Origin of the sequence: Telluria antibiotica, assembly GCF_011682055.1 — a bacterium.
GTDB lineage: Bacteria > Pseudomonadota > Gammaproteobacteria > Burkholderiales > Burkholderiaceae_D > Telluria > Telluria antibiotica.
This window is the reverse complement of sequence record NZ_JAAQOM010000007.1, coordinates 83238-97144: the sequence shown is the minus strand read 5'-3', so window position 1 is coordinate 97144 and position 13907 is coordinate 83238. Positions and strand designations below refer to the sequence as shown.

Annotated in this window: 10 protein-coding genes; 5 read left to right on the top strand and 5 right to left on the bottom strand. The window is 67.5% G+C overall.

Annotated features, from left to right (window positions below; translation table 11 throughout):
• Window positions 1–4: 4 nt before the first annotated feature.
• Window positions 5–1678: an acid phosphatase gene (locus HAV22_RS12965; protein ID WP_166859506.1), complete on the bottom strand. Its 1674-nt coding sequence runs from the start codon at window positions 1676–1678 to the stop codon at window positions 5–7.
• 191 nt (window positions 1679–1869) lie between these two features.
• Here HAV22_RS12965 and HAV22_RS12960 point away from each other — a divergent pair, with 191 nt between their 5' ends.
• Both HAV22_RS12960 and HAV22_RS12955 read left to right on the top strand, forming a co-directional pair.
• Window positions 1870–3252: a S41 family peptidase gene (locus HAV22_RS12960; RefSeq protein WP_166859505.1), complete on the top strand. Its 1383-nt coding sequence runs from the start codon at window positions 1870–1872 to the stop codon at window positions 3250–3252.
• Between the two features lie 273 nt (window positions 3253–3525).
• A complete protein-coding gene (locus HAV22_RS12955) occupies window positions 3526–4110 on the top strand; it encodes an O-methyltransferase (protein WP_229421213.1) in 585 nt (194 codons plus the stop codon).
• A 1-nt stretch (window position 4111) separates the two neighbouring features.
• On the opposite strand, the gene HAV22_RS12950 is transcribed toward HAV22_RS12955, so the two are convergent.
• Window positions 4112–5632, bottom strand: a complete 1521-nt coding sequence (locus HAV22_RS12950) for a CYTH and CHAD domain-containing protein (protein ID WP_166859504.1) — start codon at window positions 5630–5632, stop codon at window positions 4112–4114.
• A 104-nt stretch (window positions 5633–5736) separates the two neighbouring features.
• On the bottom strand, window positions 5737–6948 hold the full coding sequence (locus HAV22_RS12945) for a CaiB/BaiF CoA transferase family protein (RefSeq protein WP_166859503.1): 1212 nt from the start codon (window positions 6946–6948) through the stop codon (window positions 5737–5739).
• Between the two features lie 221 nt (window positions 6949–7169).
• On the opposite strand from HAV22_RS12945, the gene HAV22_RS12940 reads away from it, so the two are divergent.
• The 3 genes from HAV22_RS12940 to HAV22_RS12930 all read left to right on the top strand — a co-directional run bounded on the left by HAV22_RS12940 (window position 7170) and on the right by HAV22_RS12930 (window position 11790).
• Window positions 7170–8357 carry a hypothetical protein gene (locus HAV22_RS12940; RefSeq protein WP_166859502.1) on the top strand — a complete coding sequence of 396 codons (1188 nt, stop codon included), beginning with the start codon at window positions 7170–7172 and terminating at the stop codon, window positions 8355–8357.
• A gap of 117 nt (window positions 8358–8474) precedes the next feature.
• A complete protein-coding gene (locus tag HAV22_RS12935; RefSeq protein ID WP_166859501.1) occupies window positions 8475–11027 on the top strand; it encodes a TonB-dependent receptor in 2553 nt (850 codons plus the stop codon).
• A gap of 7 nt (window positions 11028–11034) precedes the next feature.
• Window positions 11035–11790: a DUF1868 domain-containing protein gene (locus HAV22_RS12930; protein WP_166859500.1), complete on the top strand. Its 756-nt coding sequence runs from the start codon at window positions 11035–11037 to the stop codon at window positions 11788–11790.
• A gap of 10 nt (window positions 11791–11800) precedes the next feature.
• On the opposite strand, the gene HAV22_RS12925 is transcribed toward HAV22_RS12930, so the two are convergent.
• Together HAV22_RS12925 and HAV22_RS12920 are read right to left on the bottom strand one after the other, a co-directional pair.
• On the bottom strand, window positions 11801–12574 hold the full coding sequence (locus HAV22_RS12925; RefSeq protein ID WP_166859499.1) for an enoyl-CoA hydratase: 774 nt from the start codon (window positions 12572–12574) through the stop codon (window positions 11801–11803).
• Window positions 12575–12698: 124 nt separating this feature from the next.
• The gene (locus tag HAV22_RS12920; protein ID WP_166859498.1) at window positions 12699–13895 is read right to left on the bottom strand and encodes an acetyl-CoA C-acyltransferase; all 1197 of its coding nucleotides are present in this window, start codon (window positions 13893–13895) and stop codon (window positions 12699–12701) included.
• Between the last annotated feature and the right edge of the window lie 12 nt (window positions 13896–13907).

Genomic DNA, 13907 nt, shown 5'->3' with positions numbered 1-13907 from the left:
GCCGTCAGCGGAAACTCAGCGCCCCCGTCAGATCGCCCGGCGGACGCGCCCCGCGCGCCGCGAACGCCGCATTGCGCGCGGCCAGGCCTTCCAGCAGCGGCAGGCCGTGCAGGCGCGTGATGAAGCGCAGGATCGACGTCGTGTCGTAGAAATTGTGGTCGACGGCGCCCTTCTTCGCGTACGGCGACACGACGATGGCCGGAATGCGCGAGCCGGGCCCCCAGCGGTCGCCCTGCGGCGGCGCCACGTGGTCCCACCAGCCGCCGTTCTCGTCGAACGCGATGACGACGACCATGTCCTTCCACTGCGGCGACTTCTTGAGGTGCTCGATCACGTTGGCCACGTGCGCGTCGCCCGATTCAACGTCCGAGTAACCCGCGTGCAGATTCAGGTTCCCCTGCGGCTTGTAGAACGTCACCGCGGGCAGCTTGCCCGCGATGGCGTCGGCGATGAATTTGTTCGAGATGGGGCTGTCGCCCAGGCCGCCGTCGCGCAGGTGCGCGGCGCGCGCCGCGGTGCCCGGCCCGTACTGCTTGAAGTAGTTGAAGGGCTGGTGGTGAAACTGGAAGTTCGGGCGCGCGCCTTCGCCGCGGCCGTCCAGCGCCGCCTGCCACGCGCCCGCATACCACGCCCAGCTGACGCCCTTTTCGGACAGCAGGTCGCCGATCGTGCGATACGTCTGCGGCGGCAGCACGGCAGGGTCCTGCGGGTCGGCCAGGTGCGCGTCGCCGCCCGGCGCCGGCTTCACCCAGCTCGGCTGGTACGGCGGCGCCATCGTGTTGACCGCGTAGCCGTCCGGCGTGATGGTGCCGTTGTTGACGAACACGGGCTTGCCGTCCAGCGCCGACTTCGGCGAATCGGGAGCGAGGGCGAGGCGGCACCCCGTCGGGCCGTCTTCCAGCACGGCGATCTTCTTTGCGGCCGGCGTGGACGCCGCGTCGAGGAACTCCGGCACGCGGCCGCTGATCAGGAACTGGTGGTTCAAATAGGACCCGCCGAACGCGCCCATGAAGAAATTGTCGCACAGCGTGAATTCGCGGGCGATCTGCCACAGCCCGAGGTTCTTCGACGTCTCGCCGTAGCGCCCCATCGTCAGCGCGCCGCTGTCGGCCCACGCGGCGAATCCATCGTTCCTGCCGCCGTTGATCTGCATCTGGTTCTGGTAGAACAGGTGCCACAGGTCGCGCGTGATGATCGCTTCCGGCAGCGGCTGGCCCGCCGCATCCGTCAGCTTGAACGGCGCGTTCGGCAGGTGCTGGACGTCGTCTTCCTTGATCAGGTAATCCTTGCCGCCGATGTTCTGGCGCGCCGGCACCATGCCGCCCCAGATCTTCGGCAGTTCCGGCAGCACGCTGCCGTCGCGATCCTTCTGGCGGGCGGCCTCGGGCGGCAGCGCGGACAGCGGCTGCGCGAGGCCCGGGAAGTCGGCGAACAGGTTGTTGAAGCTGCGGTTCTCCAGAAAGATGACGACGACGTTCTTCACGTGCGCCTTCAGCTTGCCGTCCAGCGAGCCGGCCACCGGCTTCTTCGCGTTCGGGGCCGCCGCGGCGGCCGGCAGCGGCGACGCCACCGACGCGGACAGGCCCACGGCCGCGGCGGCCTGGAAGATGCGGCGGCGCGCGGGGCTGGCGGGCTGGTCTTCCTGGTCGTGTGCGCGATCGTCGTCGTGGTCCTGCATGGCGTTCTCCCGTGGCGGCCGGCGGCCGGCGGCCGCAAAGCACCGATTATCAGTCTTTTTTGCCATTGGGAAAAGAAGAAGGCCCCGTCAAGACGGCTGCTTACAACTTCTTAACGCCGATTTACCCCCGTTTAACCGCGCTTAACACCTTCGCAAGCCAGAATGCCGTGGACGCATCACGAAAGGACCCCATGAAACCCATCGCATTCGCCCTCCTCGGCGCCCTGCTCCTCGCCGGCGTACCCGCCGTCGATGCGGCCGACACGGCCCCCGCCGCACCGGCCCTGACGGTGCCGCAGGCCGACATGGAACGGCTGCTGGCGGCCTACGCCCTGGTCAAGCAGAACTACGTGGGCGACGTGGACGACAAGACGCTGTTCGACGGTGCCCTGTCCGGCATGCTGGCCGCGCTGGACGCGCACTCGCGCTACCTGGACAAGGACGCCATGCGCGACGTCGTGCGCGAGAACAGCGTGGATTACGTGGGCATCGGCATCGAGGTCGAAAGCGATCGCGACCGGCTGCGCGTCGTGGCCGCCAGCGACGGCAGCCCGGCCGCACGTGCCGGCATCCGTCCGGGCGACGTGATCGCCGCCGTCGACGGCACGCCCGTCGCCGGGCTCGCGTACGACGACGTCGCGCGGCGCATGCACGGCGCAGCGGGCACGATCGTCGCCATCGGCATCGCCCGCGGCGACAAGGTCGAGACGCTGCGCCTCACGCGCGCCGAACTGCACAACGACACGGTGCACGTGCGCATGGCGGCGCCCGGCCTGGCCTGGATCCGCGTCGCGGAGTTCGGCGGCGCCACGCCGGCCGACCTCGCCGCGGCGCTCAAGCGCCTGGACGGCAAGGACGCGCCGCGCGGCCTGATCCTCGACTTGCGCAACGATCCGGGCGGACTCGTGGCGGCCGGCGTGGCCGTCGCCGGCGCCTTCCTGCCGCCGGGCACCGCCCTGTTCTCGGCGCGCGGGCGCGTCGGGGGCGCCAACGCCACCGTCACCGTCGACGCGCGCTACTACCGCCAGCCTGGCCAGCCCGACGTGCTGGACGGCCTGCCCGCGTGGACGCGCACGGTGCCGCTGGCGGTGCTCGTGAACGGCTCGTCCGCCTCGGCCGCGGAACTGGTCACGGGCGCGCTGCAGGACCACCACCGCGCCACCGTGATCGGCACGCGCACGTTCGGCAAAGGATCGATCCAGTCCGTCGTCCCGCTCGATGGCGACACCGGCATCAAGTTCACCGTGGCGCGCTATTCCACGCCGGCCGGCCACGAGATCCAGGCGCGCGGCATCATGCCCGACGTCGTCGTGGCGCCTGCCGCCGCCGCGAACGACGAGCTGCTGCTGCGCGAAGCGGACCTGGCGCGGCACCTGCCCGCGACGGAACCTGCCGACGCGCCGGCCGACGCGCAGCGCACGCCGGTGGAATCGACGCGTACGTTCGGCACGGGCACCGACAAGGCGCTGCAGGCCGCGGTCGCCGTCCTCTCGCCCGAGGACAAGCGCACGTCGACGCTCGCCGGCCTGCTGCGCCGCTGGGAGCACGCCGCGGTGGCCGCCAGCGCGCCGTAACGGGCCGTCACCGAGCCGTCACATGGCGGTCAAACCCGCGTCATAATCGGCCGTCAGAATACGCAGCGCTCCCAGGGAAGAGAGCACAGGCGGCACGGCCGCCCTACCGGCGCCGGCGGTCGGGAAACATACCGGCACCAATTCGAAACGCCGTTTCCGCCTGCGCGGGAGCGGCGTTTTTGCGCGCCGGGAATCGGCGGCCGGCAGACGCGGCGCCGTTGTGGCACGATATCCCGCGAACCCCATCACGACTGCCCACGACAGGAGATTGTCTTGAATCCGCATCTCACGACGCTGCTCGACGAACTGGCCGCCTTCGGCGACGCGCACGACGGCGACCCCGCCAACGCCGCCACGCGCATGCTCAACATCACGCCCGACACGGGCGAATTCCTCGCCGTGCTGGTCAAGGCCACGGGCGCGCGCCGCATCCTCGAAATCGGCACGTCGAACGGCTATTCGACCCTGTGGCTGGCCGACGCCGCCGCACCCGTCGACGGCGCTGTCACGACGATCGAGCTGGCACACGAAAAAATCGAAATGGCCCGCGCCAACTTCGCGCGCGCGGGCCTGGACACGCGCATCACGCTGCTCGAAGGCGATGCCGGTGCCATGCTGGACAGGCTGTTCGACGCATCGTTCGACCTGCTGTTCCTCGACTCGAAGCGCAGCGCCTACCTGGACTGGTGGCCGGACATCCGGCGCGTGCTGCGTCCGGGCGGCCTGCTCGTCGTCGACAACGCGACGTCGCACGCAGAGGAGATGGCCGCGTTCACGGCCGCCGTGCGCGCCGACGCCGGCTTCACGACGAGCCTCGTGCCGGTGGGGAAAGGCGAATTCCTGGCCGTGAAGGCCTGAGTCAGAAACCCGCCTTCGCGCGCAGCCGGTTCTTCACGTGCCGGCGCGCGCGCGGCATCGCGTCTTCCGCGCGCGCGACCAGCACGCCTTCGATGAAGCCGAGCAGCCCGGCCTCCTGCGGCACCTTGTCACGCAATTGCGCGACCAGGTCGCGCGCGACGAAGGCGTCGTTGATCGCGCCCAGCTCGTCCTGCATGTCGGCCAGCAGGTCGTGGCGCTGCGTTGTCTTGCGGTCGTGCGACAGCGCGGTGAAGAATTCGCGCGCATAGCGTTCCTTCTTGGCCGCGATGCGTATCTTGTGCAGGCATTCCGGCCGCTTCAGGTCGTAGCCGCGGGCGCGCTTGCGCACGCGCGCGCTGGCCTCGCGCACGAGCATCGGCGCGGCCCGCGCGATCTTGCCATCGAGCGGATCGGCCGGCAGCGTCGTGTGCTGCCAGCCCTTGCCCGCGACCCAGCCGCCCAGCGCCAGCATCAAGGTGGTGTAGCGCGGACTACCGATGGCCGACCGCACGCGCGCCCGGTGCCGCTCCGCCTCCTCGCGCGCCGCGACTTCCACGCGTGCGAGCGACGGTTTCTGCGCCTCCGTCAGCGGCAGGCCGGGCAGCACGGCGTCGAGGAACACGTCCCAGTTACGCGCATCGCCCAGTTCGGCCGCGAGCCATTCGATGTCCTCGACGAGCGGCTCCGGCAACTGCACGACGTCGCGCACCATTGCCTGGGCCGCGCGCAGGCGGCGCAGGCCCACGCGCATCTGGTGCAGGCTCTCGACGTCGCCCGCCATGACGCCCGGCTCGTTGGCCTGCATTTGTTGCAGGCAGTTGAGCAGGATGTCGCCCAGTGCATCGCCCAGGGTGGCCTTGCGCTTCACCTTGACGGGCGTGGCCTTGACGGCATGCGCCTTGTCCTCGGTGGCCATCGCATAGCCGCGCTCGGCCTTGCTGACGTTCTCGATGCGCACGGGCATCGCCTCGTGCACCCGCCGCGCCAGGTCGTACAGGCAGGCGGGATCGCCGTCCTTGACTTCGAGCTCAAGCTCGCGCACCGGTGTCGTGCGTTCGCCATGCTGCAGCTCGCCGACGTCGAGCGCGCATTCGACGTGGGTGCCGTCCGGCAGCGCGAGCATCCACGTCGTGCGCTTCGTGCGGTTGACGAAGACGGGTTCCGTGGCGAGCGCGCTGCCGTCGACGCTGTGCGCCAGGTCGGGCAGCGCTGCGCGCAGCTGCTTGCCGAACAGGTCCGGGTCGGGCGTCTCGGACGGTATCTCCGCTTCCAGTTCCGTGCGCCGGTGCAGGCCCGCCACGGCGCTGCCGCCGCCCTTCAAGGTCTGCACGTGGCGCTCGCCGGCGCTGCGCACGCGCAGGGCGAAACCGTGCTTCCACAAGTCGAAGGCGCCGGTGTCGAAATACCGGTCGACGTGTTCCTCTTCGCGCGGCCTGGACACGGCGTGCTCGCGCAGCACGGCCGATTTCTTCAGCCGGGAGACACTGGCCGCGTCGACCGTCAGTTTGATTTCGCATTCCATGATCGCTCCTGTCATGACATCCTGTCACTGTAGCGCATCCGGGGCGGCGCCAACACACGCGTCGCCGTGCGCCAGCACAATGTAATGATTCCTTGTCGCATGGGTCACGCGACGATGCCGCGTGCGCGCAGCACCGCGATCTGCTCCGCGCCGAGGCCGACCTCGCGCAGCACGGCATCCGTGTCCTCGCCGAGATGTGGCGCGGCCGAGCGGATGCCGCCCGGGGTACCCATCAGCTTGGGGACGATGCCGGGCACGTCGACCTCGTAGCCGTCGCGCGTGGCCTGCTTGAGGATCATGTCGCGCGCCCGGTAGTGCGGGTCCTCGGCGATGTCGCGCGCCGTGTAGACCTTGCCGGCCGGGACGCGCGCCTGCGAGAGCGCGTCGAGCACCTCGACCACGCCGCGCGTCGCCGTCCACGCGCCGATGGCGCCGTCGATCTCGTCCACGCGCGCGACGCGGCCCGCGTTGTTGGCCAGGTCCGGCGCGTCGGCCAGGTCGGGCCGGCCGATGGCATGCATCAGGCGTTTGAAGATGCTGTCGCCATTTCCGGCGACGAGCACGACGCCGTCGCGGCAAGGATAGGCATTCGACGGCGCGATGCCCGGCAAGGCGCTGCCGCCCGGCTCGCGCACGGCACCGAACGCGCTGTATTCGGGGATCAGGCTTTCCATCACGTTGAACACGGCTTCGTGCAGCGCGACGTCGATCACCTGCCCCTGCCCGCCATTGACCTTGCGGTGGTACAGCGCGGTGAGGATGCCGATCACGCCGTGCAGCGCCGCGAGCGTGTCGCCGATCGACACGCCGCAGCGCACGGGCACCCGTCCCGGCTCGCCGGTGAGGTGGCGCAGGCCGCCCATCGCCTCGCCGATCATGCCGAAGCCCGGCAGGTCGCGGTACGGGCCCGTCTGGCCGTAGCCGGAGATACGCAGCATGACGAGGCCGGGGTTCAGTTGCGACAGCACGTCCCAGCCCATGCCCCAGCCTTCCAGCGTGCCGGGACGGAAATTCTCGATCAGCACGTCGGCCTCCGCGACGAGCTTGCGCGCGATGTCCTGCCCTTCGCTGCTGCGCAGGTCGAGCGCCAGCGAGCGCTTGTTGCGCGACTGGACCTGCCACCAGACGGAGGTGCCTTCCTTGATCATGCGCCAGTTGCGCAGCGGGTCGCCGCCGTCGGGCGCCTCGATCTTGATGACGTCCGCGCCGAAATCGCCGAGCGTCTTGCCGGCGAAGGGGCCGGCGATCAGCTGGCCCATTTCGATGACGCGCACGCCCTTGAGCGGCGCGTCCGTGCTCTTGCTTGCTGTGTTCATGCTTATCCTTGTCGTTGCCCGGTCTGCGCTGGGATGGCGGTCATTGTCATTACAATGCCATACAGCTATATTAAACTGTCATATTTCAATCGATTGCAATTTGGGAGAATCCGGTGCCACTTGATCAAGAGACAACGGTGCCGTCATCGCCCACGCGGGATGCCTGCGAAGACGCCCTGGCCCGGGTCCTGGCCAGCCAGGCGTTCGCCAAGAGTGCCCGCATGACGTCATTCCTGCGCTACGTTTGCCTGGCCGCGCTGCACGGCCAGGCAGACACGCTATGTGAACAACATATCGGCGTCAACGTGTTCGACCGACCCGAGCACTTCAATCCGGCCGACGACACCATCGTGCGCACCAGCGCGCGCCTGTTGCGCCAACGCCTGGATCAGTATTATGCGGGCGAAGGCCTGGCGGACCCCGTGCGCATAGCGATTCCTCGAGGCGCTTATGTACCGGTCTTCGTGACGGCGGCACCGGAGCCGGTAACGGACGCCGTGCCGGAACCGGCGGCGCTAGCGGGAGCGGAGGCGCTGGCACCTGCGGCGCCGTCCCGCCCCTGGCGCCGTCTCGGCCTGGCCGTAGGCGGCGGGGCGCTGCTGCTCCTCGCCTGGGCGGGCCTCGCGTTCCCGTGGCGTACCGGTCCGGCGCCGGGCTCCGCCACGTCCGCGTTCTGGGCAGCCCTCATGCCGGGCGACCGGGATACCCTGTTCGTCGTGCCGGATACCGGCTTGGTCTTGTATCAGCTGGAGACGCGGCGAGCGGTGACGCAGGACGAGTATTTTGCCAGCCGGGTTGGAGAAGGCGCCGTGCAGGCCGAACCGGACAGGGTCGCTCAGTTCCGCGCGCGACGCTATACGGGGATGTCGTCCGTGCAACTTGCTGCGGAACTGGGCAAGCGCGCGACGGCGGCACCAGGGCGTTTTCACGTGCGCTTTGCCCGCGACCTTGCGCTGGTCGACCTGAAACGGGCCAACGTCGTCGTCGGCGGTGTGGCCCAGGCCAACCCCTGGTGGGAACTGTTCCGCCCCCAGATGAACTTCCATATCGACTGGGATCCGCGCAATACAGGCCAGTTCCTGATCCGTAACGATCATCCCCGGACGGGGGAACAAGCGACCTACGAATTCGAGATCGACGATCCGCACAAGCGCGGCTTCGCCACCATTGCCTACACCCACGGCCTGGGCGGCGACGGACGCGCCCTGCTCGTGGGCGGGACGACCTCGGCCGGGACGGAAGCGGCCATTGAATTCCTCGTCAATCCTGTTCACATCGAGCCGGTGCTGCGGCAGGCCACGCGGCCCGACGGCTCGATCGGTGACTTCGAGGTGTTGCTGCAGTGCGTCCTGCAGGCGAACGGCAGCACGGACACCCAGGTCGTGGCCTTACGCACGCGTCACGAGTGAGCATTTCACGGGGAATTTTCACCGTGAAACGCCGCCCGGCCCGATTCCCGACTCCTAGAATCCTCTTCGAACCGGCGCCCTGCCGGCGACGACATCTACGAACGAAGGGGAATCAACGTGCAAGCTGCAGTCGAACAATTCCAATGTCGCCTGAAAGGCGTGGCCTTGGCCGTGCTTGGGGCGTACAGCATCCATGCCGCCGCTGTGGGGGCGCCGGCGGATCCGGTCGGACCGGACGGGGACCAGGCCGCCGCAGCGGCCGCGGATGCGCCAACGCAGGTGGTCGTGACCGGCACGTCGGGACGCAAGAAGAAATTCGATACGCCCTACGCCATCTCCACCATCGGCGACGACGAGATCCAACGTAAGGAACCCAGGAGCGCGGTCGATCTGCTCAAGGCCGTCCCCGGCATCAAGGTCGAGAATTCCGGCGGCCAGGGCGGCGGCGAGAACGTGGTGATCCGGGGCCTGCCCTTCTCCGGATTCCGGCTGATGGACATGCTGGAGGATGGTCTGCCTCTGTTCGAGTCGAATTACGAGCGCCAGTTGCAGATCGACGAACTGTACCGCCTAGACCTGGGCACCGAGGGCGCGGAGATCGTACGGGGCGGCACGGCGCCCATCTACAGCAACAACGCATCCGGCGGCGTGGTCAACTTCCTGTCCAATTTCGGCACTGAGGACCCGCGGCACACCATCAAGCTGAGCGCCGGCCAGCACCGCCAGGGACGCATCGACTTCCTGAACTCCGGTCCGCTGAATGACCTCACCCTGTACAGCATCAGCGGCTTCTACCGGCAGGGCAATGGCCTGCGCGATCCCGGTTTCAGCAAGGCAGACCAGGGTGGACAGCTCAGGCTTGGGGCAACCTACACATTGGGTGGTGGGCTCGGCAAGGTGTTTGCCGGCTTCAAATACCTGAACGACCGGAATATCTTCTACACCAGCATTCCATTGCGTGATGCCCGCAACGGCAATTCGCTGGGTGACCTGATCGACCCGCATTCCGGCACCCTCGATTCGGCCAGCTTCCGCCATGTGCAGTTCCGCGTGCTGGATGGACAGGGCGGCAGCAGGTTAGTGTCGCGTGACCTGGCCGACGGCATCCACCCCACCGTCGCCAGCCTGACGGTAGGCGGCGACTTCAACCTGTCCGATGGCTGGAAGCTCAGCGACAAGGCTCGCTACACGCGCGCCGACGTGGGCTTCGACGCCATCCTGAACGGCGCACCAGCCGATGCCGGTGCCATCTTGCAGAGCAATCTGGCGGCGGCCCAGAAGGCTTTTCCGGGCACGACCCAATTGCGCTATGTCTACGCCGGCACCGGCCAGGTCTTCGATCCCGCGACCACGGCCGGCCTGACCATGACCAATACCTGGTCGAGCACCCGCTCGACGATCAGAAACGCGCTGAACGATCTGCGTGCCAGCAAGACGTTCGGCGGCATCCATGACGTGTCGTTCGGTCTCAGCCTGAGTCGTTATCGTCTCGACCAGCAACAGATCGGCAATGCCATCGTCACCAACGTCAGGAGCAATCCGGACGCGCTCGATATCCAGGCCCTGGACGCCGCCGGCCAGGCGACGGGTATGGTGACGGAGAATGGCTTTTCGACCTACGGCAGCGGCGACTTGATCGGCAACGTGCACGGGCTCGCGTCAGCTCTCTACGCAGCGGAGAACTGGCACATCACACCTGCGTGGGAAGCCGACGTCGGCGTGCGTCATGAAGTGCGGACGGAGAAAGGCATGCGCGGGGTGATCGGGAAGCAGGTCATTGCCACCGGAGGCCCCCTCGCGGCACGCAGCGTCACCGGCCTGACGGGCTACGTCCCGTACGAGCACACGCTGAACGGCACCGCGTGGACGGTCGGCTCCCTGTACCGGATCAGCCAGCCGCTCAATACCTTCGTGCGCTACTCCAGCGCCTATAGTCTGCCGCGCCTGAGCGACTATTGGACCAATATCAACAACGGCGTAGCGGGCACGATGCCTAATGGCCAGCCTGTGCCCGTGGTACCGGTACGCCAGGCGGAAGCCGGTGTGAAGCTCTCGCTACCGCAGATGCAACTGACGCTCATCGGCTTCTACAGCAACTTCAAGAAACTCAACACCTCGACCTACTTCGCCAACGCGGCGGGCGTGCTCGTCAACCAGCCGCTGCTGATCAACACCACCACCAAAGGCATCGAACTGGAGGGCGTGTGGCGGCCGGCAAAGTCCGTCGAGCTGACTGGCTCCGTCACGCTGCAGCAGCCAGTAGTCGACGGCGGCGCGACGTTCTCGACACTGTCGCCGGACAGCATCGTCGACAAGCAGATCCCGCGCGTGCCGAAGTACATGGTCACGCTCAATCCAGCCTACTTGTTCACCCACGAAGGCAACCGCGGGAGAGTGTATGCCTCGTTCAGCGCAGTGGGCAAGGGCTACCAGGACTTCGTGAACACCAGCATCCTGCCGGCCTACCGCACGCTGGACCTCGGCCTGCAATACCCGCTGACGGCATCGACCAACCTGCAGGTCGTAGTCGCCAACGTGACCAACTCGGCTGGTCTGACCGAAGGCAATGCGCGCGCGCCGGAAGGCAATGCATTCACGGCCGCCGAGGCGACGACGGGGCGGCCGTTGTTCGGCCGGTCCGTCTCCGTGTCCGCAACCTTCTCTTGGTGAGGCGGCGATGCGCGACCATACTTTCAAGCGACGGGTGGTGCTGCGTTCGCTGCTGGCACTGGCCGCCGGCCCGGCGCTGGCAGCCGAGCAGACCGTCGCACCCAAGTTCAATCCCGACGGAAGCGAGGCGCATTGGTCGGGGAATTCCATCATCTGCCACGTCGACAAGCGTAGCGAGAACTTCATGGCGCTGCTCGACATCCACCGGAGCCTGATGCGCAGCGGGATGCTGCACCGGATCGCGGTGCTGCCCCCGGCCAGCTATCACATGACGATCTTCAACGGCATTTCGTATCCGGCCCGGCAGACCGAGTTCCCCACCGACCTGCCGCGCGACGCCGACGAAGCCTTCTGCAACGAGTGGTTCCTGGCCAAGCTGAAGAATTTCGATCTCGGCTGCCGCCTGCCGTTCCGCATGCGCGCCCTGCCGGTAGAGATGCAGACCAATCTGTACAACATTCTGTTCGAACCGGTCGATGAAGCGGAGAGCCGCAAGATCCGCAATCTGCGCGACAGGCTGGCGCAGGTCTTGAACTACCGCCTGCCCGACCATGACAGCTTCCGCTTCCACGTCACGTTGAACTACTTCTACTCGGCGATGACGCGCGACGAGGAACGCCGCTTCTTCAAGCTGCACCAGCAATTGGCCGCGGACTTCATCCGGCGTGCGCCTGTGCTGGAGCTGCAGAATCCTGAATACGTCTACTTCGACGGGATGTACGAATTCAGGACGCAGCTCCTGCTGCAAAACAAAGACGTGTAACGCGTCCGGCTCAGTCGAACTTGCTGAAGTCCGGCTTGCGCTTCTGGAAAAACGCCGTAAAGGCTTCCTTGGCCTCGGCGCCGGTCAGCATCGCGCTGAACCGCTCGTTCTCGGCAGCGATGGTGTCCTTGACCAAAGCCGCGCGCGAACGCTTCATCAGCGCCTTCGTCGTGCGGATCGACGCGGCCGGCAGTTTCGCCAGCTTGGCCGCTTGGCCTTGCGCAAACGCGAGCAGCTCGGCGGCCGGCAGTACGCGCGCCACGATGCCCATCTCGAACGCCTCCTGCGCGCCGAACGGTTCGCCCAGCATCAGCTTTTCCGCGGCGCGCGTGTAGCCGGCCGATTGCGCGACGAGCAGCGACGACGCGAATTCCGGGCACAGGCCCAGCTGCGAGAACGGCATCGAGAATTTCGCGTTGTCGGCGCAGTAGACGAGGTCGCAGTGCATCAGCAACGTGGTGCCGATGCCGACGGCCGCGCCGGCGACGGCCGCGACGACGGGCTTCGTGCAGCCTTCCAGCGCCTTCATGAACTGGAACACGGGACGCGATTCCGTCATCGCGCCTTCGCCCACGTTGTGCAGGAAGTCTTCCAGGTCGTTACCGGCCGTGAAGATCTCGGGCTTGCCCGTGATGAGGATGGCGCGGACTTGCGGGTCGGTGTCGGCCGCGCGCAGCGCGTCGGCCAGGATCGTGTACATCGCGCCCGTGATCGCGTTCTTGCGGGCCAAGCGGTTGAATTCGAGGGTGAGGATGCCGTCGGCGGTGGTGGTTTGAATGTCCATTCAGGATCTCCGATGATTCATGATGTGCGTCCGTTCATGGTGGGCACGGGGTGCCCACCCTACGGCATACAAAAAAGGGCGCTGCGGTTGTGCCACAGCGCCCCTTCCGTTCACGTCGTGTGGATTACACGCGTTCGATGATGCCCGCGGCGCCCATGCCGGCGCCGACGCACATGGTGACCATGCCGTACTTCAGGTTGTTGCGGCGCAGGGCGTGGACGACGGTCGCGGCGCGGATCGCACCGGTCGCGCCCAGCGGGTGGCCCAGGGCGATCGCGCCGCCCATCGGGTTTACCTTGCTGGTGTCCAGGCCCAGGTCGCGGATCACGGCCAATGCCTGTGCTGCAAAAGCTTCGTTCAGTTCGATCCAGTCCAGCTGGTCCTGCGTGATGCCGGCGGCGGCCAGCGCTGCGGGAATCGCGACCTTCGGACCGATGCCCATGATCTCCGGCGGCACGCCGCGCACGGCGAACGACGAGAACTTGGCCAGCGGGGTCAGGTTGTGTTCACGCAGGATCTTCTCGCTGACGACGATCAGCGCACCGGCGCCGTCCGACATCTGCGACGACGTCGCGGCCGTCACGCTGCCCTTGGCGGCGAAGACGGGCTTCAGCTTCGCCATGCCTTCCATGCTGGCGTCGGCGCGCGGGCCTTCGTCCAGGTCCACGGTGCGGCGCTTGACCTTGATCTCGCCGCTCGCCAGGTCCGGCGTGCGGGTGACGATTTCCACCGGGGTGATCTCGTCCTTGAACAGGCCCGTCTGCTGGGCGGCGATGGCCTTGCGGTGCGATTCCAGGCCGAAGGCGTCCTGGTCTTCGCGGCTCACCTTCCACTGGGCGGCGACCTTCTCCGCGGTCAGGCCCATGCCGTAGGCCAGGCCCACGTTCTCGTCCTTGAACGTCTCCATGTTGATCGACGGGTGGTGGCCCATCATCGGCACCATCGACATCGATTCGACGCCGCCGGCGATCATCACGTCGGCTTCGCCGACGCGGATGCGGTCCGCGGCCATGGCCAGGGCGGTGATGCCCGAGGCGCAGTAACGGTTGACGGTCACGCCGCCGACGGTGTTCGGCAGGCCGGCCAGCACGACGGCGTTACGGGCCACGTTGAAGCCCTGCTCCGCTTCCGGGAACGAGCAGCCGACGATCGCGTCGACGATCAGTGCCGGGTCCAGGTTCGGCACGGCGGCCATCGCGCCGCGGATGGCGGCCACCAGCAGGTCGTCCGGACGGGTCTTGTTGAAGAAGCCGCGCGGCGCCTTGCCGATCGGGGTGCGGGTCGCTGCGACGATGTATGCGTCTTGAAGTTGTTTGCTCATGTCAGTAGTCCT

Coding starts and splice junctions, on each gene's coding strand:
- HAV22_RS12965 (WP_166859506.1), bottom strand. CDS start 1,678: ATGCAGGACCACGACGACGATCGCGCACACGACCAGGAAGACCAGCCC.
- HAV22_RS12960 (WP_166859505.1), top strand. CDS start 1,870: ATGAAACCCATCGCATTCGCCCTCCTCGGCGCCCTGCTCCTCGCCGGC.
- HAV22_RS12950 (WP_166859504.1), bottom strand. CDS start 5,632: ATGGAATGCGAAATCAAACTGACGGTCGACGCGGCCAGTGTCTCCCGG.
- HAV22_RS12945 (WP_166859503.1), bottom strand. CDS start 6,948: ATGAACACAGCAAGCAAGAGCACGGACGCGCCGCTCAAGGGCGTGCGC.
- HAV22_RS12940 (WP_166859502.1), top strand. CDS start 7,170: ATGACGTCATTCCTGCGCTACGTTTGCCTGGCCGCGCTGCACGGCCAG.
- HAV22_RS12930 (WP_166859500.1), top strand. CDS start 11,035: ATGCGCGACCATACTTTCAAGCGACGGGTGGTGCTGCGTTCGCTGCTG.
- HAV22_RS12925 (WP_166859499.1), bottom strand. CDS start 12,574: ATGGACATTCAAACCACCACCGCCGACGGCATCCTCACCCTCGAATTC.
- HAV22_RS12920 (WP_166859498.1), bottom strand. CDS start 13,895: ATGAGCAAACAACTTCAAGACGCATACATCGTCGCAGCGACCCGCACC.